Source organism: Dyadobacter chenhuakuii (assembly GCF_023821985.2).
Classification (GTDB): domain Bacteria; phylum Bacteroidota; class Bacteroidia; order Cytophagales; family Spirosomataceae; genus Dyadobacter; species Dyadobacter chenhuakuii.
This window is the reverse complement of record NZ_CP098805.1, coordinates 1572448-1594241: the sequence shown is the minus strand read 5'-3', so window position 1 is coordinate 1594241 and position 21794 is coordinate 1572448. Positions and strand designations below refer to the sequence as shown.

General features: G+C 46.4%; 19 protein-coding genes. 10 read left to right on the top strand and 9 right to left on the bottom strand.

Translation table 11 applies throughout. The features are described from left to right. Positions 1–69 precede the first annotated feature (69 nt). Positions 70–1293, top strand: a complete 1224-nt coding sequence (locus NFI80_RS06720) for an RsmB/NOP family class I SAM-dependent RNA methyltransferase (RefSeq protein ID WP_235163719.1) — start codon at positions 70–72, stop codon at positions 1291–1293. 57 nt (positions 1294–1350) lie between these two features. Beyond that, positions 1351–1593, top strand: coding sequence for a hypothetical protein (locus tag NFI80_RS06715; protein WP_233798412.1), 243 nt, complete (start codon positions 1351–1353; stop codon positions 1591–1593). A 91-nt stretch (positions 1594–1684) separates the two neighbouring features. On the opposite strand, the gene NFI80_RS06710 is transcribed toward NFI80_RS06715, so the two are convergent. Further along, positions 1685–2527 (bottom strand): ThuA domain-containing protein, encoded by an 843-nt coding sequence (locus NFI80_RS06710; protein WP_235163720.1) that lies wholly within the window; start codon positions 2525–2527, stop codon positions 1685–1687. A gap of 110 nt (positions 2528–2637) precedes the next feature. On the opposite strand from NFI80_RS06710, the gene NFI80_RS06705 reads away from it, so the two are divergent. After that, on the top strand, positions 2638–4755 hold the full coding sequence (locus NFI80_RS06705) for a Tex family protein (RefSeq protein ID WP_235163721.1): 2118 nt from the start codon (positions 2638–2640) through the stop codon (positions 4753–4755). Between the two features lie 54 nt (positions 4756–4809). Here NFI80_RS06705 and NFI80_RS06700 read toward each other — a convergent pair whose 3' ends face one another. Beyond that, complete coding sequence (locus NFI80_RS06700; protein WP_233798409.1) at positions 4810–5256, bottom strand: SRPBCC domain-containing protein; 447 nt, start codon at positions 5254–5256, stop codon at positions 4810–4812. Between the two features lie 111 nt (positions 5257–5367). Here NFI80_RS06700 and NFI80_RS06695 point away from each other — a divergent pair, with 111 nt between their 5' ends. Continuing rightward, positions 5368–5823, top strand: coding sequence for an SRPBCC family protein (locus tag NFI80_RS06695; RefSeq protein ID WP_233798408.1), 456 nt, complete (start codon positions 5368–5370; stop codon positions 5821–5823). Here the strand turns inward: NFI80_RS06695 and NFI80_RS06690 are convergent. The 4 genes from NFI80_RS06690 to NFI80_RS06675 all read right to left on the bottom strand — a co-directional run bounded on the left by NFI80_RS06690 (position 5820) and on the right by NFI80_RS06675 (position 11359). Further along, the gene (locus NFI80_RS06690; protein ID WP_235163722.1) at positions 5820–7142 is read right to left on the bottom strand and encodes a putative porin; all 1323 of its coding nucleotides are present in this window, start codon (positions 7140–7142) and stop codon (positions 5820–5822) included. The genes NFI80_RS06695 and NFI80_RS06690 overlap by 4 nt on opposite strands. 434 nt (positions 7143–7576) lie before the next feature. After that, positions 7577–8230, bottom strand: a complete 654-nt coding sequence (locus NFI80_RS06685) for an NAD(P)-dependent oxidoreductase (RefSeq protein WP_235163723.1) — start codon at positions 8228–8230, stop codon at positions 7577–7579. Between the two features lie 79 nt (positions 8231–8309). Further along, positions 8310–8729, bottom strand: a complete 420-nt coding sequence (locus NFI80_RS06680) for an Rrf2 family transcriptional regulator (RefSeq protein WP_235163724.1) — start codon at positions 8727–8729, stop codon at positions 8310–8312. A 425-nt stretch (positions 8730–9154) separates the two neighbouring features. Next, positions 9155–11359 (bottom strand): T9SS type B sorting domain-containing protein, encoded by a 2205-nt coding sequence (locus tag NFI80_RS06675; protein WP_235163725.1) that lies wholly within the window; start codon positions 11357–11359, stop codon positions 9155–9157. A 62-nt stretch (positions 11360–11421) separates the two neighbouring features. On the opposite strand from NFI80_RS06675, the gene rlmD reads away from it, so the two are divergent. Continuing rightward, positions 11422–12843 carry a 23S rRNA (uracil(1939)-C(5))-methyltransferase RlmD gene (rlmD, locus tag NFI80_RS06670; RefSeq protein ID WP_235163726.1) on the top strand — a complete coding sequence of 474 codons (1422 nt, stop codon included), beginning with the start codon at positions 11422–11424 and terminating at the stop codon, positions 12841–12843. A gap of 211 nt (positions 12844–13054) precedes the next feature. Here the strand turns inward: rlmD and dnaB are convergent, their stop codons facing one another. Beyond that, positions 13055–14668 (bottom strand): replicative DNA helicase, encoded by a 1614-nt coding sequence (gene dnaB, locus NFI80_RS06665; protein ID WP_233798402.1) that lies wholly within the window; start codon positions 14666–14668, stop codon positions 13055–13057. A gap of 246 nt (positions 14669–14914) precedes the next feature. Between dnaB and NFI80_RS06660 the strand changes: the two genes are divergently transcribed. From NFI80_RS06660 to NFI80_RS06650, 3 genes are read left to right on the top strand one after another with little or no spacing between them, the layout of a single operon-like run. Next, positions 14915–15862: a PhoH family protein gene (locus NFI80_RS06660; RefSeq protein WP_233798401.1), complete on the top strand. Its 948-nt coding sequence runs from the start codon at positions 14915–14917 to the stop codon at positions 15860–15862. Next, on the top strand, positions 15843–17132 hold the full coding sequence (locus NFI80_RS06655) for a M43 family zinc metalloprotease (protein WP_235163727.1): 1290 nt from the start codon (positions 15843–15845) through the stop codon (positions 17130–17132). Before NFI80_RS06660 ends, NFI80_RS06655 begins: the two co-directional genes overlap by 20 nt. A gap of 1 nt (position 17133) precedes the next feature. After that, complete coding sequence (locus tag NFI80_RS06650) at positions 17134–18915, top strand: ComEC/Rec2 family competence protein (RefSeq protein WP_235163728.1); 1782 nt, start codon at positions 17134–17136, stop codon at positions 18913–18915. A gap of 4 nt (positions 18916–18919) precedes the next feature. Here the strand turns inward: NFI80_RS06650 and NFI80_RS06645 are convergent, their stop codons facing one another. Then, positions 18920–20002, bottom strand: coding sequence for a DUF922 domain-containing protein (locus tag NFI80_RS06645; RefSeq protein WP_235163729.1), 1083 nt, complete (start codon positions 20000–20002; stop codon positions 18920–18922). A 69-nt stretch (positions 20003–20071) separates the two neighbouring features. Here NFI80_RS06645 and NFI80_RS06640 point away from each other — a divergent pair, with 69 nt between their 5' ends. Further along, positions 20072–20551 carry a deoxycytidylate deaminase gene (locus NFI80_RS06640; RefSeq protein WP_026628787.1) on the top strand — a complete coding sequence of 160 codons (480 nt, stop codon included), beginning with the start codon at positions 20072–20074 and terminating at the stop codon, positions 20549–20551. 31 nt (positions 20552–20582) lie between these two features. Here the strand turns inward: NFI80_RS06640 and NFI80_RS06635 are convergent, their stop codons facing one another. Further along, the gene (locus tag NFI80_RS06635; RefSeq protein ID WP_026628786.1) at positions 20583–21098 is read right to left on the bottom strand and encodes an FKBP-type peptidyl-prolyl cis-trans isomerase; all 516 of its coding nucleotides are present in this window, start codon (positions 21096–21098) and stop codon (positions 20583–20585) included. 95 nt (positions 21099–21193) lie between these two features. On the opposite strand from NFI80_RS06635, the gene NFI80_RS06630 reads away from it, so the two are divergent. Continuing rightward, positions 21194–21790: an acyl carrier protein phosphodiesterase gene (locus tag NFI80_RS06630; RefSeq protein WP_235163730.1), complete on the top strand. Its 597-nt coding sequence runs from the start codon at positions 21194–21196 to the stop codon at positions 21788–21790. The last annotated feature ends 4 nt before the right edge of the window (positions 21791–21794 follow it).

Genomic DNA, 21794 nt, shown 5'->3' with positions numbered 1-21794 from the left:
ATATTGTTTTGTACGCAAGACATTGCCAATTTTACCGCTTCAAACGTGCATTTGTTTAACCCGGATATTTTGAAACTATATAAAGGATTGGTTGCCGCAACGGTCGAAGCATTGCAGCACATATTTGTTAAAAACCGCCAGGCTGACCGCGTTGTGGAGCAGCTTTTGAAAACAAATAAGAAATGGGGTGCCCGGGACCGTGCTTTTATCGCCGGTAACACCTATGAAATCGTGCGCTGGTGGCGCCTTGTAAAATTTGCAGCGGACATTGAGAAGGTTTCTGAACCCGAGGAATTCTGGAAAATTGTGGGCGTTTGGCAAATTATAAAACCCCTGCACCTTCACACGGAAGATGACGGCCAATTGCCGGAATGGCCCGAATTTGAGGATATTAATGCTGAAAATGTATTAGTGCGATATGAAGAGGGACTCACCGTACGAAAAATTGCGCAGTCTGTTCCCGACTGGATCGATGCCATTGGCGAGGCGGAACTGGGAGACGACTGGGATGCAGAACTGGCTGCACTGAACCAGCAGGCGCCTGTCGTAATCCGGGTAAATACGCTAAAAAGTAATGTTGCTGCCGTCAAGGAAGTTTTCGGTGAGGACGGAGCGACGGAAATTACAGGCATTCCGGACGCGCTGGTTTTGAAAAAACGCCAGAACATCTTGAATCACGATGCATTTAAGCAAGGGTTTTTTGAAGTTCAGGACGCTGGATCACAATTAATTGCGCCTTATCTGGACATTCATCCAGGCCTTAGCGTTATTGATGCTTGCGCAGGTGCCGGCGGGAAAACGTTGCACATTGCGTCGCTGCTGCAAAATGAAGGTTCTATCCTTGCGATGGACATTGAGCATCATAAGCTGCTCGAACTCGAAAAAAGAGCGGGTCGGAATGGCGTCCAAAACCTGCAAACCATGATGATCTCTTCTGACAAGCTGTTTGAGGCGCTTGCGGGAACGGCAGACAGGCTTTTGCTGGACGTTCCGTGCTCCGGCCTGGGTGTATTAAGAAGAAACCCCGACTCTAAATGGAAGCTGAAACCGCAATTTTTGGAAGAGATAAAAAAAGTGCAGTGGCACATTTTGAAACACTACAGTCAAATGGTAAAGCCTGGTGGCAAGATGGTCTACGCTACCTGCAGCGTGCTTCCTTCGGAGTCCGAAGATCAGGTGAAACGGTTTATGAAAGCCAATAAGCGGGAGTGGAAGTTCATCTCCGCGCACCGCACATCCGTTGCTAAGGACGGAACGGATGGATTTTATATGGCCCTTATGCAAAAGAAGTAAACATCACGCGGTAAGGCACGGTTTTTTGCAATGTCAAAGCAAATTAAACTGATCATTATGAAATCCCAGACAGACAAACGGGAAGAGAAGCTCGACGATGAAACGGTCGACAGACAACCCAGGCAGCAACCGGTGCCCAGTTACGGTGAACCAGGTCAAATGGGCCCTATGAATCCAACACCGGACGTGCCCGGCGCTGATGCCCCCGAGGTGAGCACAGGCAATAGATTTGATACCGACGAGCCTGCCGAGGAAACGGACGAGCGGGAAGTAGGGGAGATCGAATCCGAAAATCCCTGATATCCACTTCTTTCTACCAGCTTTTTAATTCCTGCAGGAATGGGGTTTTTACCTTAACCATTGTTGCAGGAATTATTTTAATGTATAAGCGTTAATTTCCATGCTTTTTGTTCTTCTGCCCCAGCCATAGTATGCTGTTCAATATCAATTGGTTCTGAATGGGATTGTCAAAAGTAAACGAGAGTTCTTTGTTTGTTTTGTTCTCGTAGTCAATGTCATTGTGCCCCATATTCATATACACCATCTTATATTTTTTATTTGTCCAGACCACTGGATAATAGCCGCTATGCCAGATTTCATGCTGCTTGGGACCGGTTCCGAGCGGAAAACTGGCAGGGTCAATCGATAGCAGGATCTGAATGTCCGGGTTGGCCTTCAGATCTTTTTCCCAACGATACCATTCGTTTGGCGATGCTTTAAATGTTCCAGGCAGCCTATTTGTGACAGTGCTTTTGGCATCCTCAACTTTTAAAATAGCAGAAGTAGGCCGCCAGGTGTTGCTTTTGTACTGTCCGGAACCAAGGAATTCGTTGTGATACCAATCCCAGTTCTGAGGATAAGCCGATGGCGTCAATGCGAAAGCCGAGAAGTGAAAACCCAACCAGCCACCTCCTTTTTCCATGTATTTTTGAAATGCTTCCCGCTGTTCGTGCGTCTCCGGCCTTGTGTCTAAAAACAAAACAACCTGGTAATCAACCAGAAATGATGCATTTAAATTGTTCCAATTACTGGTTGTATCATAAGTAAAATGATTCTCCCGCCCCATTTCAGGAAAGCGCCTGTTAGCCTCTCCAACAAAACTAATATGCGCCTTATCATTCTTTCCGGTGAAGAATGCGATTACTTTGAAATCAGCTTGTGCCTTGGAAAAAAATGGCGCTAATGTAAGGAGCAGCAAAAGTGAGCTGGCACCATTTCGGCGTAGGAATTCCATGAAAACGGGCATAGGGTAGGAAAGTTAAAGTCACTAAATCTACGAATATCTGCTTTATTTGCGGAAAGAATCTTCGAAAATCGATTTCACAAAAAGCGTATTTCAATCCAATGAATTTCCCCTATATAGCCCAGCAGACGTCCATTTCTGAGAAACAGGTCAAGAATACCATTCAACTTTTTGAAGAAGGGGCGACGTTGCCATTTATTTCGCGTTACCGGAAAGAGGCTACGGGTGGGCTGGATGAAGTGCAGATCGGTGCGATCAAAGATGCCTGGCAAAAGCAGCTGGAAGTTGAAAAACGGCGTGAAGCGATTTTAAAAAGCATCGAGGAGCAGGGAAAACTAACCCCGGAGCTTCGCAAGCAGCTGGCCGGTGTGTTTACAATGGTCGAACTGGAAGACATTTATTTACCCTACAAGCAAAAACGAAAGACACGGGCGGGCATTGCCATCGAACGTGGTCTGGAACCGCTTGCGCAGTTGATTTTTACGGGTAAAGAGTCGGATCCTGAGCGGAAGGCAGCTTCGTTCCGGAATGACCAGGTGCCGACAGCAGATGATGCCTTGCAGGGCGCTAGGGATATCATAGCGGAATGGATCAATGAAAACCCGGATTCGCGGACCCGTATTCGTAATCTTTTCCAGCGCGGTGGCGTCATTACTTCCAAGGTTAAAAAGAAAAAAGAAGAAGAAGGCGTCAAATACCGCGACTATTTCGATTTTTCCGAGCCCTTGTCGCGAATTCCTTCGCATAGGTTACTGGCAATCCGCCGCGGCGAAGAAGAGGGGATTTTGAATGTGACGATCTCGCCGGACGAGGATCAGGCCATTGAATTGTTGGACCGCCTTTTCCGCAAAGGCCCGCCAGCTGTTTTGACGCAAATGGAGCTGGCGATTTCAGATAGTTACAAGCGACTTTTGAAACCATCCATTGAAACAGAATTCGCCAATCTTTCAAAAGAGAAGGCGGACATTGCTGCTATACAAGTGTTTACCGAAAACCTGCGACAATTGTTGCTGGCGTCACCGCTGGGACAAAAAAGCGTTTTGGCGATTGATCCGGGTTACCGTACGGGCTGCAAAGTCGTGGTGCTGGATAGCCAGGGAAATCTGGTTGCAGACCTGGTGATTTATCCTTTTGACAAACCCGCAGATGCAAACGGGAAACTCTCGGACCTGATCCAGAAATGGAAGGTCGAGGCGATTGCAGTCGGCAACGGAACGGCCGGGAGGGAAACGGAGGATTTCGTGCGCAAGCTTTTGACAAATGCAGGCAAGTCGGATGAGGTTGGTTTGTTCATGGTAAGCGAGCAGGGTGCTTCTATTTATTCAGCATCGGATGTGGCACGCGAAGAGTTTCCGGACAAAGATGTAACCGTTCGGGGCTCTGTCTCGATTGGCCGGCGGCTGATGGACCCGCTGGCGGAGTTGGTTAAAATTGATCCTAAATCGATCGGGGTTGGTCAGTATCAGCACGATGTAGACCAGAATTCATTGCGAAATGCTTTGGATACAGTCGTGGAAAGCTGCGTAAATTCCGTAGGCGTAAATCTCAACACGGCAAGTAAGCATCTTTTGCGATACGTTTCTGGCCTGGGAACGTCCCTGGCGCAGAATATCGTAGATTTCAGGGCTAAAAACGGTGACTTTAAATCGAGGCAGCAATTATTGAAAGTGCCGCGCCTCGGAGCAAAAGCATTTGAGCAGGCTGCCGGCTTTCTTAGGATCGAGAATGGTGCTAATCCATTGGATAACAGTGCAGTACATCCCGAACGTTATGACGTTGTGGGTCAAATGGCTAAGGATGTCGGTGCCAATGTGAAGGATCTTATGCAAAAGCCTGAATTAAGGAAGCAGATCAAACCTGAAAAATATATTTCTGATTCAGTAGGGCTGCCGACACTAAAAGACATTCTGCTGGAATTGGAAAAACCATCACGCGATCCGCGCGAAGGCATGAAGCAATTTGAATTTGATAGCTCAGTCCGCAAGCCGGAAGATTTGAAAGTAGGAATGGTCTTACCTGGCATTGTTACCAACATTACTGCGTTCGGTGCGTTTGTCGATGTCGGTGTGAAGCAGGACGGGCTTGTTCACGTCTCGCAGATGGCGGATAAATTTATTAAAGATCCTAACGAAGTGGTGAAGTTACAGCAGATTGTGAGTGTGAAGGTAACTGAGGTGGATTTAGCAAGAAAGCGCATTGCTCTCAGCATGAAGTTATAGAAATGCTAAGCCAATCCGGTTTGGATCAAGCCGGACTGGCTTTTTGCTAATGCTTTATAGGACGTGTTTCCGTTCGCCTTCGAGGATTCGTTTGATCTCTCCGACTACTTTCATCCAGTTGCCCTCAGCTGCAACCACTGCTTCTTCGGTTTCCAGATTATCCTGTGTAATGGTAAGCGTCGTTTCGTCGTCGTATTCTGAAATGTGATACGTTACATGCGCGTAGTTGTCCTCAAAATCATCGGTTCCGGAGAGCGGGCTCCAATATGAGAAGCTTAAAACGCGCTCGGGAATAATTTCCAGGATCGTACCTTTATCTTCATAAGGTGTGCCGTCCCACACGCCCCGGTAAACGATCGGGCTTCCAACGTGCCAGTCAGAGTACACTTCCGCGCCGTACATATATTGTTTAACAATCTCGGGATCTATTAAAGCCTTCCAAACAGCCGAAGGACTGGCATAGATGGATGTGGATGTAGTTGCAATCTGTTTTCTGTTCATAATTTCGGAATTAGGTCATGCCAAAACACAGAGAAAATCATGCCAACAAACCTTTTTTTGGTCTGATACGCGTATTTTAGCGTATGTAGTTTTGGATAAATTAGATTAGACGTGCAAGAATTATATTTCAAACAAAATCTTCCCATTTCACTCGACGAAGCCTGGTCGTTTTTTTCAAACCCGGCTAACTTGAAAGAGATAACTCCCGCCAAAATGGGCTTTGTAGTAACTTCAAGGCATCATGGCGGCGAAATGTATGCGGGTCAGATCATTCGTTACATTGTAAAGCCCGTGCTTGGTATTCCTTTAAAATGGTGCACAGAGATAACGCATGTAGCTGATAAACAGTACTTTGTGGACGAACAGCGTTTTGGCCCCTATGCATTCTGGCACCATCAGCACCGTTTTACAGCCATTCCCGGCGGTGTAATGATGGAAGATATTCTGAATTACAAGGTTCCTTTTGGTTTCCTGGGAGATTGGGTTAATTCGCTTTTTGTGAGAAATGAAGTCAATCAAATCTTCGAATATCGTCGGAAAGTGCTTACAGAGCGCTTTGGAAGCTAGAAATTATACTGCACCCGGCAGGTGAAAAGATCATCTGAGACATCCGTTTCAAAACCTTTTAACGCAGATTTTTCGTTTCTTACAAAATCGTAATAGAAGGTAAATTTAAGCGATTCGTTGGCGGTGTATACATAACCCATACCAATCGTATCGTAGCGGAGATCAGACTTACTAAAACCCCTGGCGTCTGTTATGTCGGCGCCCGAAACGCGCTTATTAGGGTCATACCAGTCATATTTCATCACAAACTGATGTTCCAGACTACCCAGATGCTGTAAAAAGTAAAAGTAAGCGCCGTCAAAATTTCGGGTATAAAGCGGGTCTTTTATTCCGTTCGTTACCGGATAAACGCCGGGTGTTTCGCTGCTGGCAAGTGTGGCCGTCTGATCACCGCGAATGTATTCCAGCCGGAACTCCGTTTCGCCTTTTCTGTTCGGGAAAGAGATCTGAAAATCGGCGCCGGCATAGTTTCGCGGCGCAAGCTTATTGAGATTCCTGTCTGATGAGTCGCGTACCATCGCGTATTCGCCCGCATTCGCCTTCGTACGATATAATATGGCAGACTGACTGGTAATCCCACCTGCATAGCCGGAAACTGCTCCGGAAACAATCGCGCCGCCCAAGCCGCTCACCTTCGAAGGTTTGACGCTGAGCCGGCCGATGACATCTTTATGGCTGTCGTAATCCACCGGCCCCGACATTCCCTGGCCGTTAAACACGCCCAGGTCTAGTTTGAGTCTCTGCTGCCAGGTCACCGAATTGCGGCTTGTCACGGTCAGCATGGCACCGATGTCCCGCTCCGTCCGCATGAGTATCTGGGACATTCTTCCGCGCTCCGGCGTTTCCCGGGTGGCAGACGAAAGATTCACCTCATAGCCGAATGGCCTGGCGAACATGCCCGTGGTTAGCGCGAATATTTTGAATTTGTTCTCATAAAATCTTCCCCAAAAATCCCGGATCGCCACGCCGCGCTCCGTGCCGTCAAACTGGAAAACGAAGTATGAAGTCGGTTCATTCTTTTTATTCAGGTGCGCATAATCTACCCGGAGCCTGCCCCGCCGAAGCATAAATCGATTGTTGGATTGGCCCGAAAAATTACCACCGCCATAAGTTTCCGCACCCTTTTTTGAGATGTATTGAAACTGCGGCTGAATGTATCCGCTGATCCGCACGCGATTGTAGCGCTCGTAAATGGACAGCATTCCTCTTCCCATTTGGTTGGTCGTGTCCACGAGGTCCATCAAGAACCGTTGTGAGTAGGCCTGCGAGTTGCTTAATAGGGCAATAACAAATAGTAAACCGGTAATGCGGTATTTCATTGGAACGAAGTTGGTGTCAGCAAATGGGGTACAAAGAACTTTATTTTCCACTAATATTCTTGCCCAAGTGCCCTAACTTTTCTTCAAAACCAATGCTTGTTCGTTCGCATTATTGCACGAGAATATGTGAGATTAGTCGTAAGATTTGCCCGCTGGTAAACTGGATATTTTTAAGGCACATTAGGAAAGGAAGCGTAAATAAATGTATTATGAGGTTAGATCTTTCAGAAAGGATGTAATGTATTGGGTAAATAGAAAAGTACGATTGTTATTAGTTTTAATTAAATGCATTAAAAGGTTAGTTTGTTTAATACTTTTAATTTTATTTGAATTGTATTGAATGTATAGATAGAATTAAATGCTATTTACATATGGTTAATACGAAACATTTTAAACTATCTATACATTATAATTGCTAGTATTCAGATTATGAGCTAATAAGCAACTGTAAACCTTTGCTTGATATGCTTTGGCGTTTCGATCTCATCTACAATGGCAACTGATAGATCTTCTACTGAAATGATACTTCTTCCTTTTTCATTCAAGACGGGTGTGTCCAGAGATGTCCTGTATGTGCCTGTTCTTTTGCCCGATGTGCCGGGATGCATTTCAATAGCGGGGCTTAGGTAAGTCCAATCTAATTCGTTTTCCGACTTAATCTCACCCTGGTATTTGCGCGCTGCTCCTGCACCCGCTTTGTATTCTTCCGGGAAATCAGGTGTGTCGATCAACTGCAATCCTGGTGCTACTTCCAGGCTTCCTGCGCCGCCAATAACCAGAAATCTTTTTACGCCTGCCTGCTTTACGCCGGTCTGAATGGAAGCTGCTCCTTCGAGATATTCAGCATAAATGTTGGGGTTGGTCCAGCCCGGATTGTATGCGCTTATAACGGCGTCAACGCCCGCAACGGCTTGCGATACTGCCTCGGTGTCGAGCACGTCAGCCTGTTTGGGGACGATCAGCTCGCTGTCGGTTGGAATCTTTTCGATGTTTCGGGCAATGGCGACAACTTCATGGCCACGGGAAATCAATTCCTGTAAAAGCGGTGCGCCTACGAATCCTGTTGCGCCGATTAATGCTACTTTCATGCTTGGGTTTGAGTTTAAATGTTAATTGTTTTCAATAAAAAAGGAGGACGGTTTTCTGCATTGGTAAACGACTAAATGATCAGCTTTTCGGCTCGAAATTTAGGCAGAAATGTGCCAGTGATTTCTTTGCCAGATTGGTCCTCAATGCGAGCTCAGCTTCGGTGTAAAGTGCGTCCAGATATACATTGATTTGCCGCCCTACATGGCACTCCGGATTGGGCGCATTAATGCCTCTTCCGAGCAAATCATTCTGCCGTATTGCATCATAAATCTCGGATAGAAATATAGACTCAGCCGGCCTAGCAAGCTTGCTGCCGCCTGCCTTGCCTTCCTTGCTAACGACGAGCCCATGGGTGCGAAGGTTGCCTAACTCCTTCCGGATAAGCACAGGATTTATATTAACACTGCCTGCCAAATACTCAGAAGAAATCCATTCGTCAGCTTCAAAAGCGAGTAAGGAAAGGATATGCACCGAAATACCGAACCGTCCGTTATTCATTTACTGTAATGTTTATTATTACAGTATAAAGGTTGTGAGTTTTAATTTAGAATGCAAGAAATATTAGTTTAATCGGCATTAATGTGAACCGTTATCTTGTAATTGTCTGATTATCAATGATAATGTAATTATACATTTAATTCAATTTCGTATTTTATAAATGTATAAAAAGTATTGAATGTAATGTATGTTAGAATATTATATATTGTTCAAAATGTATTTTATTAAATATTAGCGGTTATAAATTAAGCATTATTTAATGTATGAAAAGTTTAATATCTTTAAAAAATATAAAAAGTATTAAACTAATTAAATTATTGTAGAGTATAGTTAATATATAATGTAACCAACATTCCTTACTAGTCGATATGCCTGAATGTATCAGCCATATCGAATGTTCGTTACTTACAGAATGTTTGCAGCCTCTATTTAAGAATGGTTAGCCCGCCTTTGAAAGACTTTTTTGTATACTGCACGACGTAGTAATAGTAGCCTTGGGAGATGCTGGCAGGGCACCAGTTTTTGCGGATTTTTGAATAATAAACCTGCTTTCCCCAACGGTTAAAAATCGTTACATCTTTGAACTGATTGACACAGTTATCGGCAGGTAAATCCTCTAAGACAAAGCAGTCATTTTTGCCGTCATTGTTGGGTGTGATCACGTTTGGAAATTCGGGAACAACGTCCGAAGTGTCGTCCTTCACAATGACCTTGACCGTCGTTGTGTCGCTTGCTGCAGCGCAGCTTTTGTCTTGGGTGATGAAGTCGATCATGAAGGCTTTTTCGGACTGCCCATCGAGCATGGAACACTCGGGTGACCAGGCGTAGGGAGAGCTTACTTCTTTGACACCGGTTTTGTTGGCGAACTTCATTCCGGCATCCCCAATGCTGAATCCGCGCCCGGCGGCGGCCAGGCTGATTGTATTGGTGTCGGGATCTGTGGCCATTACGTCGAAGACGATCTCGCTGCTGCTTCCGATGGTGTAGGTGATCTCTGGTGTTGCCAGCGATGTTTCTACCAGCGGCGGGGTGTTGGGCGATTCATCAACGACAAAATACACCGGCTTCGAAACCGCCAGCGGATTGCCGACACAGCGCATGTCTTCCACCTTGAAATCCACAGCGAGCGTATCACCTTTTTTTGCATTACACGGTGGCGTCCATTTGAATGTTTGCTGAATCTGCGCCTTGCCGCTGATGGCTTTGAAATCCATAGCCATATCGACCATATTGAAATCCTGTCCGCGACCGGAAAGGGCAATGCTGTCTTTGTCGATGTCCTTGCCATATACCGTGAAAACGACCGGCACACCCGCTGTCACGTGGACATACTGGCCGGGCAGAGAAGTGGTCACCTCGGGCGATTTGTTGCTGCTGCTTTCACGACGGATCAGAATGCTGAGCGTGTCCATCAGCGGAACCGGGCAGCTTTCGTCTTCTGCAATCAGCTCGATCTTGATCGGGCGTTCGTCGTAGGTTACAAAGCATTCATCCAGGCAAACTTCAAATTTGAGCGTGTCGTTGGCAATTTTAGTCTTGAATTCGGCTGGCAGAATGGTGAAATAGTTTTTCGTATTATTAACTGCCCGGCCATTGATCCGGATGATCTGGTTGACCGTGGGATCGGTAACCATTACTTCAAAGCAATTCGGATCGCCTTTTTTGACGGTAATAATTTCGTTTTCCGTGTAGTAAGTGTTTTTGCCTTTGGGTTTAAACAACAATTTCGGAGCGTCCATTTTAGGGCAATCCACGACTTTAAGTTGAAAATCCCGGGTTAGCGTCCCGATTTTCACCCCATTCCTGAACTCATCCACCTGCACGGCGAACACATAAAGGCCGACATTACCCGGCGTCACGGACAACATTCCTGTTCTTGGATTAACAGTCAAAGGTTTTGGCCCTGGAATAATATTGGCCTCCGATATGCCTGGAAGCCACGTAAGGCGCGGGTAATTGGACGAACCGCGAGCTTCAACACTAGGATTAGCTTTGTCTGAAAATCCCTGCATAGGCGTGATCAGCTTGTAAGTAAGGCTGTCGCCGTCGGCGTCCTTTCCACCAAAATCAAAGAAAAACGGAGAATTCACGCAGGCATAGTCGCCTTTTATCGCCGGGAAGATGGGGGAGGAGTTCCTGAAATTTGCATTGTTCTTGAAAAGCGGGGGAAATTCAAGATAAAAGAGGCTGCCGGCGTCACCCGGTGCCTGAATGTTCGTGATCGTTCCGTTCCGGCAGCATCGGTCCCAAACCATATAATAACCCTGCGGATCACTGAAATCGGTGGGTTCCAGCCGTAACGACGAGCTGTAAGTGATCATATATGTTTCGAGCGACGATATTCCGCACTGCGGATTAGCATAGGTGACCGATTTTCGTTCTATTTTTGGGGCTTGAAGATAGCCGATGGGCTGGTTGTCGCGTTTTCGGAAGACGTAAATGTTCACAGCCGGGTCCTCAGCACCGGGATTGCCATTCAGCGCATCAAAGTACATCGTTAAGCCGATGTTATAGTTGTAATAATTGTCTTTGTTTTCCGTAATAAAGAGCTGCCCGCCAACAATGTGTGTTGCATAGGTTTTGGTAAAGGCAAACAGCATCAGCATGAACAAGATGTACCGTTTTTTCATGGCTTGACAAGGGAGTAGAAATTGTCCTATAGGATTTGGAATTTGAAATTTAAAAAAGAAATATGGTTAAGAATATCAAGTATGAGTACGTTGAAATTACCGATTTTGCAGCAGAAGGCAAATGTATATTTAAATCAGATGACGGCGTAATATTTGTAGAAGGAAATGTGGCTCCCGGTGACATAGTTGATTTGCAAGTAGTAAAAACCAAGAAAAAACTCAAAGAGGCGATCGTTACGAAGATCCATTCAAAGTCGCCTCTCAGGAAAGACCCATATTGCCTGCATAACGTTGTATGCGGCGGTTGCAAATGGCAACATATTGCGTATGAGCATCAGTTGAAATTTAAAAGGCAACAGGTTGTAGACCATTTCCAGCGGATCGGGCACATTAAGAATGTAAGCATCAACGAAATTCTTGCCGCTCCGAAAACGGAGTATTATCGCAACAAGCTTGAATTCACTTTCTCCAACTGGCGCTGGCTTACAAAGGAGCAGATGGATTCCGGTGCGACATTTACCAAGCATGCGCTCGGCTTTCACGTTCCCAAGCGTTTTGACAAAATATTTACCGTAGACCATTGTCACCTGCAACCGGACCCGTCCAACACGATCCGCAATTCGTTGCATCATTTCGGTGAGCTGCACAACATTCCTTATTACGACGTCCGCTTCAACAGGGGAACGCTCAGGAACCTGGTGGTGAGAACCGCCAATTCAGGTGATGTAATGGTGATTGTGCAGTTTGGTGAGCAGAATGACGAGGCCATTGAGCAGGTGATGCAGTATTTGCATAAAACACACAGCGAAATTACTTCCCTGAATTACATTGTAAACCTGAAAGGAAATGACTCTTACCAGGATCAGGAAGTGATCCATTATGCTGGCGACACCACGATTCGTGAGACGATGGAAGATCTCATCTTCCTTGTTGGTCCGAAATCTTTTTATCAGACCAATTCAGAACAGGCTTATCAGCTTTTCAGCGTAGCGCGTGAGTTTGCGGGTTTGACGGGCAATGAGTCGGTCTATGACCTTTATACGGGAACAGGGACCATTGCCAATTTCGTAGCGCGCAGGGCAAAAAAGGTTGTGGGTGTTGAATATGTGGAAGCAGCAGTGCAGGACGCGAGAAAAAATTCGGAATTGAACGGCATTACCAACACAGCTTTTTTTGCGGGCGACATGCGGAGCATCATGAATGAAAGCTTCCTGCAGGAACACGGCAGGCCGGACGTAATCATCACCGATCCGCCACGCGCGGGAATGGACCAGCCTGTTGTGGAAACGATCCTGAAAGCAGCCCCGGACCGCATTGTGTATGTAAGTTGCAATACAGCCACGCAGGCAAGGGACTTGGCGCTAATGACGGAAGATTATGAGGTGACAAAGGTGCAGCCGGTAGATATGTTCCCGAACACGCACCATGTGGAGAATGTGGCTTTGCTGGTACGGCGGGCCGGACTTCGGCTCCGCTCAGCCTGACAGGGGCTTTGGGCTGGGACTTCGGCTCCGCTCAGTCTGACAGTGGCTTTGGGTTAGCTTTGGCTCCGCTTAGTGTGACAGTGGCTTTGGGCTTGGACTTCGGCTCCGCTCAGTCTGACAGCGGCTTTGGCTATGCTCGTTTAGACCGGACTTTGGCTGTGCGCAATATGATAATAGCAATACGTTACTGTCAGACTGAGCGGAGCCGAAGTCAGAACGGCGGTTCGCTATCGGGGCCTTTGTAATCGAAATTACTCAGATCATTTGCTCTGCTCCTGAGCGTTCCGCCTGCGGGGGCGGGCTTGCTTTGGCTTTCGAATGATGCGATGGGGTTTGTGGTTGGGATGGGCCGGTCTACCGAGAATGGTGCCGGGGTGAATTGTGAGTCGAGGTCGGTGAATTTGGTGTATTTTCCAATGAACCTTAACTGAACCGTATCCAGTGATCCTGCACGGTTTTTCGCAACGATGACTTCACCGATCCCGGCAACAGAATTTCCTGATTCGTCTTCTGTAATACCATAATATTCAGGACGATATAAGAAAAGAACCATATCCGCATCCTGCTCGATGGATCCTGATTCCCTTAAATCCGAGAGCTGAGGCCTTTTTTCACCGCCACGCGTTTCAACGGCCCGGCTAAGCTGAGAAAGTGCGATTACCGGCACATCGAGCTCTTTCGCCAGGTTTTTAAGCGAACGCGAGATCATGGCAATTTCCTGTTCCCTGTTTCCTGCGCCTTTGCCACCCGTATCTCCCGTCATCAACTGGAGATAGTCAATCACGATCATTTGAATGTCGTGCTGGGCTTTCAGACGGCGGCATTTTGCACGCAGTTCGAGAATGGAGAGGGCAGGGGTATCGTCAATGTAAATCGGCGCATTGGTAAGCCGGTGAATGCGGTGGTGCAATTGCTCCCATTCGTGCGGCGCAAGGCTTCCTTTCCTGATTTTTTCGCTGTCAATCTCTGCCTCAGCCGAAATCAGACGGTTAACCAGCTGAACCGAGGACATTTCGAGGGAGAAAATGGCAACGGGCATATTGAAATCCACGGCAGCGTTACGGAGCGAAGAAACCACGAACGCCGTTTTTCCCATACCCGGACGAGCCGCAAGGATCATCAATTCCGTCTTCTGCCAGCCTGACGTAAGCCTGTCAAGGGCGCTGAAACCGGATGGAACACCGGTAAGACCATCCTTATTATTCTTTTTCTGATCGAGTTCTGCTAATGCCTGTCGCATCAGCGCGCCCATATCAGCGTAATTTTTCTTAATGTTTGATTCGGAGATCTGGAAAAGGCTCTGCTCGGTTTTGTCCAAAAGCCTGAAAACGTCTGTGGTGTCTTCAAAAGCCTCGCGCTGGATTTCCGAAGCCACTTTGATCAGCTCGCGCTTGATAAAAGCCTGGGAAATAATGCGCGCATGAAATTCAATGTTGGCGGCGGAGTTCACTTTTGAAGTCAGCTCCATGATATACGGCGCACCGCCTACCAGTTCGAGCTCTCCGGTGCTGCGCAATTTGGAAGTCACCGTCAGCATGTCAATAGGCTCCGAATCAGCAAATAGCGTGATGATGGCGGTGTAGATCCGGACGTGTGCTTCCTTATAAAAACTGTCTGGGCGGAGAATGTCCGCAACAGCTGTCAGCGCATCCTTTTCAATCATTAATGCACCCAGAACTGCCTCTTCCAAGTCTACCGCCTGAGGAGGTAACTTGCTGAAAGTCTGATCGGTACCGGGCGTTCTTGCGCCCATTGGCTTGCGTCCCTGATTGTTCTGTTTAAAGCCTGATTTCGAGAAATTGCCGGATGCCTTGTCGTTTTCCATGTTACTACAAAGTTAAGGAAAGCATGACCCGTAAGAAAGCAGGAAAGGTTAAGTTCAGGCAAAAATTTTTTTTCAGGAATTGATCCATTTTGTCCGGCTCTGATAATGAAAGAGTTGATTAAAATAAGGTCATTTTTCGTTTTCAAATATCGAATCATAATTGTATTTCTCATGTTTTGTATTACAATTGTTCGTTATTATTACTAAATTTTAGAACAAATAGAAAAACACTAAACTTTAATTCATTTGCTGGAAAAAATCATCACGCTCGAGGACGTTTCAATGGTTGATTTTTTAGGTATTCACAATGCGAATATCAAGGAAGTTGCAGCCGCTTTCCCTGGAAGCAAAATTATTTCACGCGGAAACGAGATCCGCATTCAGGGCACCGCTCCTGAAATTATCCGTATCACTGATGTAATGGATTCATTAATAGCCCATTACCAAAAATACGGCAAGGTTACCAATGACAATGTGAAAGGTTATTTAAATGGCGTTGTTAAATCGCCCGTTGCCAGTGCAGAAGATGATGCGGATGTGATCATTTATGGCAATAAGGGGCTGGTTGTAAAGGCCAAAACGCCAAACCAAAAACTGCTGGTGGAGCAGGCGGAGAAATTCGACCTGGTATTTGCAGTAGGACCGGCCGGAACAGGAAAAACATACACCGCGGTGGCCATTGCCGTGCGGGCTTTGAAAAATAAGGAAGTCAGAAAAATCATTATAACACGTCCAGCCGTTGAGGCGGGCGAAAACCTGGGTTTTTTGCCGGGTGATTTGAAAGAAAAAATTGATCCTTACCTGCGCCCGATCTACGACGCCCTGGATGATATGATTGCACCGGAAAAGCTGAAATTGTATCTGGAAAGTCGCACTATTGAGATCGCGCCGCTGGCTTACATGCGCGGACGGACATTAAACAATGCATTTATTTTGCTGGACGAAGCACAAAACACGACGCCCATGCAAATGAAAATGTTCCTGACCAGGATGGGCCCCAGTTCCAAAGCCATCATTACCGGTGATAAATCTCAGATTGATTTACCTAAAAACCTGAAATCAGGGTTAATTGATTCATTAGCAGTCCTGAAAGGGATCAAAGGGATCAGTTTTGTTGAGCTGGATGGGTCCGATGTGGTGAGACACCGTTTGGTAAAAGATATCCTTGCAGCTTATGATAAAGCCGAGCAGTAAGCTTCTGCTGACCTTTTTACTGTTAATTATCTCCAAAGCGTTCGTGCTGGCGCAGGACAGCGATTCGTTGCTGAAACGCTGTGCCAGCACAGAACTGGACGCTTTGACCATTTCCAGATTTCCTGCTTTACAGCAACTCAGGATCAAGTCTGAACAAGCCATCCAGAAAAGAATCCAGGCCAACCGAACTTCGCTCAGGACGAATGCGGACGAGATCATAACGATTCCGGTCGTGGTGCATGTTGTTCATAGTGAAGAGGATATGAGCATCGGCGGGGCGAACAATGAAAACATTACAGATGCCCAGATCCAGAGCCAGATCGATGTTTTGAACGAAGATTATGGCAACGCTTCCGGTTACAAAGGTTTTTACACTGATTCCCTGGGGGTTGATACGCGCATCCGCTTCAAACTGGTAACAGTATTACGGACTTACAATGAAAAGAACCAATTCAGTCCCATTACCGAAGCGGACGATCTGGCTGAAATTTCGCCTGCTTGGGCAACCAGCCGTTATCTCAATATATGGGTCTGCCGCCTGGCTGACCGCTATTTGGGCACTTCCCAATTTCCGGTTGTTACTGAGTTGAATGATCTTACCACAGGACTTTCTACTTCCGAAGATGAGGCAGTAAGGGCATTAACAGACGGCGTAATTATTGATTTCCGCTACTTTGGCAGAAACTCACCAGCCATCACCAGCTCCGTTTACAATCTGGGCCGCACCACCACGCATGAAGTGGGACATTGGCTGGGATTGATCCACATCTGGGGAGACCGGAACTGCGGGACCGACCACTGTGATGATACGCCAACTGCTTTTACCAAAAATGAAACAACCGATATTTCCTGCACACCCGTATTTTCCGAATGCCGGGGTGTTACAACCCGCAATATGATTGAGAATTACATGGATTATTCTCCTGACGGGTGCATGAGTGTGTTTACCAATGATCAGAAAGAGCGGATGCATGCCGTCCTCGAACTAAGTCCCAGGAGGGCCAAACTGGTGGAATTTTCAAAAATCAGCGGTGAAGATCTCCTGGTTGAATTGTCTCCAAATCCGGTGAGTGAGACACTAACGGCCAGCGTTTTTACGCCGAATTTTCAACTTTTCACGGTTGAAGTTTTCAATCAGCGGGGCCAGCTCGTTACTTCCGGTGCCACTAATCTCAGTTATCTCGACGTTCAAAAATTCCCAAGCGGACTCTATTATTACCGGGTTTCATCCGGCGGACAAACAGTCACCAAACGGTTTGTAGTTCGTTAATATGCTGACACGGTCGCCATTCGTCGGGATTGTATTGTCTTACATTACCGGCATTTTGCTGAACGAAATCATTCCTCAGTATGCAGGGACACCGACGTTTCTGCTGCCGCTGGCGCTTTTCTTTCTAGCCGTCTGTTTTATTTTTTATATCAAAATCCTGAAAACAGCATTCGGGATTGCATTCGCATTGTTTTTTGTTTCGCTGGGCGCATGGACGATGCAGAATTTCGAGCAACATAATGAAGCGAACATTAAAGTGCTCGCAAATGCTGGATATGATGCTTATGAAGCGGAAATTAAGAGCTTACCAGAGAAACGCACGAAAACACTTCGCTATGAAGCACATATCACGCGCATAAAGGTGCGGGAGAAGTGGAGTAAGGTTGATTTGAAAGCATTGATTAACATCAGCCACGACGCGAGCAACATTCCCGAACCCGGCAACACAATAATAGTCCACGGCACATTAGAACGCCCGATGGAAGCCGGAAATCCAATGCAGTTTGATTACCGGCAATATCTGCGAAACAAAGGAATTGTATGGACCGATTATCTGACGGAGCGTTCGTTTCAAATCATGCCGATTGCTGACCATTCCTTTTTTCTTAACCATTGGAGCAACGGCATTTCGAAATGGGCTGCGCAAACGTTCAGGAAAAATGTGGACGACGACGAAGCCTACGGGTTGATTAAAGCCATGTTATTAGGCAGGAGAGACGATCTCCGCTCTGATCAGATCAGCGACTACACCACATCCGGGACCGTTCACATTCTTTCGGTTTCGGGCATGCATGTTGCGATTATTTTCCTGGTTATCAGTCATTTGTTGGGTTGGATGAAGCGCTGGCGTCTTGGAAAGATTGGTTATTTAGCGCTGATGATCGGGTTGCTAGGCTTTTATGCATTGGTAACAGGCTTGCCGCCGTCGGTGCAGCGGGCAACGCTCATGTGTATTGTGTTTGTTGTTGCGGAGGTTTTTGGCCGGAAACAAAATGCCATGAATACGCTTGCATTGTCTGCATTGTTGATCCTGCTCATTGATCCGGCTGCCCTTTACGATGTAGGGTTTCAGCTTTCTTACATGGCCATGAGCGGAATATTCCTGCTTTATGAGCCTTTAAATGCCATTTTTACACCGCAGAACAGGATCTTAAAATTTGTCTGGCAGATTTCTGCATTGTCATTCGCGGCACAGTTGGCCACATTCCCGCTCAGCTTGTTTTACTTTCATCAATTCCCGACTTATTTCTGGCTGGTTAATCCATTCGTGATCGCCTTTACAAACGTTCTGTTGCCGGCCGCGCTGATGCTCCTGCTGGTGTCGCCATTGAATGTCATTTGGCTGCAAGTGGTTATCAATAAAATAGTTTGGCTGTCGGCTTTTCTGACCAACATTGCTGTTTCCGTGCCCAAATCCTTGCCCGGATATTTGTTGGAAAACCTTAATCTGGATAAAATTGAAGTGGTTTTGTTATATGCGCTCCTGTTCACAATCTGGTATGCGTATCACATACGATCTTATCAATATTTAAAACTTTCCTACCTGCTGGTCATGCTTTTTACAACCTATTCTGTTCCTAAAAGCATTCAGACTCGCGATTCGGACCGAATGGCCGTGCATCAGATTCCCAGGCATGAGGTTGTGAGCATTAAGCAGGGGAAATCGCTTTATATAGTGAGTGACCGGGCTTTTGCGAAGGATTTGGACGCATATAATTTTTACGTTAAAAATTACGCGACGAGCCAGGAAGTGGAAGAAACGGTGTTTATTACTGCGCAGTAATATCCTATTGAACGGCGTAAACCGCCGAAATCTCGCCAGCTATTTTGCGGTCCCATGCTGCTTGCGCCCCGGCATTGAGGCCGTGCCCGGTTTCACCATCATAACGTTCCTGATCGGTGTTCATTTCGCGAAATGCTTCCAGGAATTGATATTGGATCTCGCTGTCGTAATCTTCAATGGTGAGGTCGGCTTTGAGCAGTCGGGCTTTAAATTTCTCAACTACGAGCCTGGTAATGTCGAAATGGATTTGTTCGTGGCGTAATGTGCTCGCATTCCTGGACTCCGGCCGGCCCCATGACATGCTTTTTACCATGAATGTTTTCAGCCCGATTTCCACCACCAGATCATCGTCCTTGGGATAGGAGCGTCCTTCGTAGCCAAAACTGGTAAATACCGCCGCCGCATACCGGCTGCCCGGCTTTGCATTCCGGACTTTGAAATCGTCCCATATCAGCGGCCTTTTCGGAGAATAAAATACCGTATCAGGGTCACTATTACTGATTTCCTTAAAAACCAACTGAATGTTCCTGGCCAGTGCGGGATTTTTTCCGGCATTCAGCGTCATCCACTTTTGAAAGTGCGCAATGGATTGGTCTAGCAACTGCTTCACGAGCTTCTCATAAACAAAATCCCTTTCCGGTCGGGTATAGTTTGCTGCGGTTTGATAATTTGTGAGCTCCACAGGCTGCATGTTCCGGTACCAGCGGAATTTTACAGAGAGCTTCACTTCGCCGGTCACCTTGTTGGGGCCAACGCGCTTTTCGTTTAGCGAAAGCTCTTTGATGCTGATGTAAAGCGGAAGGTAAGTCTGCTGGTTTTTGGGTGCTGCGAAGGACCAATAATTGAACAGTTCTTTATCCACCTTACCCGGCAACGCAACAGGCGTTTCCTTACCCAGCACAATCACCTTTCCCAGTCCAGAACCAGGAATAATGCGCTGATCTTCAACTTCCTGGACAAAAAATTTATAGCTCTTGACTAATGATGCCTGATCCATTGCGAGTTTCAACACAACCTTTTCCTGTTGTGAAAAACCAGGCAGGCATGTGAAAAACAGTGAAAGGACAAGCAAAAAACTTCTGATCATACTTCGAAATCTTGTGTTGAATCCCGTTTTCAATTCGATAAGTTTGTATAAAAATTATTGAAGAAACGAATGACATTATCTACAACGAAATTGCGCCCGGAATTTGATGATATCTACATGGAATTAGCAAAAAATCTGGCGTTGCGTTCACATTGTATCAAAGCACAGGTGGGTGCGGTATTAACGAAAGACACCCGCATCATTTCAATCGGTTACAATGGTCCTCCTGCCGGCACGCACAACTGTGATGAAGAATTTCCGGAAGTGGGTTGCCCGAGAGATGCGAAAGGAAGCTGCTCACTCGCATTACATGCAGAACAGAACGCTATCTTATTTGCAGTAAAAAATGGCTCAAATATCGAGGGTTCGACGCTTTTCGTAACATTAGCGCCGTGCATTGCCTGCGCCAGGGTTATTTATACAATGAAAATCAAAAAAGTAATTTTCCTGCATTCATACGCCGCTTACAAAGGAATCGCAGTGGAGGAAGGGGTGGAGTTTCTGAAGCGTTTCGGCGTGGAGGTGGAGCAGTATGTTATTAATGAATAAAGACCGGGCTTACAAGCCCGGTCTTTATTCATTAATGGTGATGCACCCCGCCGGCACCATGCACATGCCCGTGGCTGATTTCTTCTGCTGTGGCTGGACGGATTGAGATTATCTGTCCTTTAAAATGCATTTCTTTTCCTGCCAATGGGTGATTGAAGTTCATGACAACGATGTCGTCTTTGATCTCAACAACCTGACCATGCATTCTTTCGCCGTCTTCGTTGGTCATCGGAATAATGTTACCGATTTGCAATAATTCGTCCTGGTTAACGTCTTCCATCTGGAAAACTGCTTTTGGCAATTCGACAATGGCTTCTTCGTCAAACTCGCCGTAACCTTCTTCCGGGGCCACCGTGAATTCGAATATATCACCCGCAACAAGTCCCTCGATCTGGTTTTCAAAACCCTCGGGAAGGCCGCTGATGCCTTGTATGAAGTACATTGGATCTTCTTCCGTAACCACTTCAACGACATCTGTTTCGCCGTCTGTGTCAGGAATTCTCAGGCTGTATGTTAACGCTATCACGTTATTTTTTTCGACTTTCATTTGCTAGTTTGATTAAAATAATTGTTGTTGTAAAAAATTGTTCCAAGTAGAGCAGGGAAAACAAACGTACGGCAAATTTGCCAAAATGCCATTTGATGAATTTTTTAGCACACATTTTGCTATCAGGAAATAAGGAAGGCGTGGTGATGGGCAATTATGTGGGCGATTTCATAAAGGGCCGTCTGACCGACGAAAAGACAGCCGAATGGGACCCGGATTTTGTGACCGGATTGAAGCTGCACCGGCACATTGATTTTTTCACAGACCAGCACGAGATTGTCCGCGAAGCCACGCACAAGGCTGCATTGTCGCAGGGAAAGCTGGCAGGAATTGTGATGGATATCTATTTTGATTATTTTCTTGCCCAGCATTTCGATCAGTTTCAGGCTGAGCCGCTATTTACCTACACCCGCAACATTTATGCGCTGATCAGGAAGAATGAGCACTTTATTCCCGAGCATATGACGCGTATGGTGCAGGCCATGATCCGTGAGGACTGGCTTACAAGCTACGCCACGCTGGAAGGCGTGGAGCTTACCTTTCACAGGATGTCCAGGCGGGCTACTTATCTTGCGCCGCTTCGGAATGCCATGCTGGAGTTGCGCGAGAATGAGGAGTTTTACAGGGATAAATTTTTACGCTTCTTTCCGGAACTTCAAAAACAGTCTGAGGAGTTTATATTAACACATTAACATT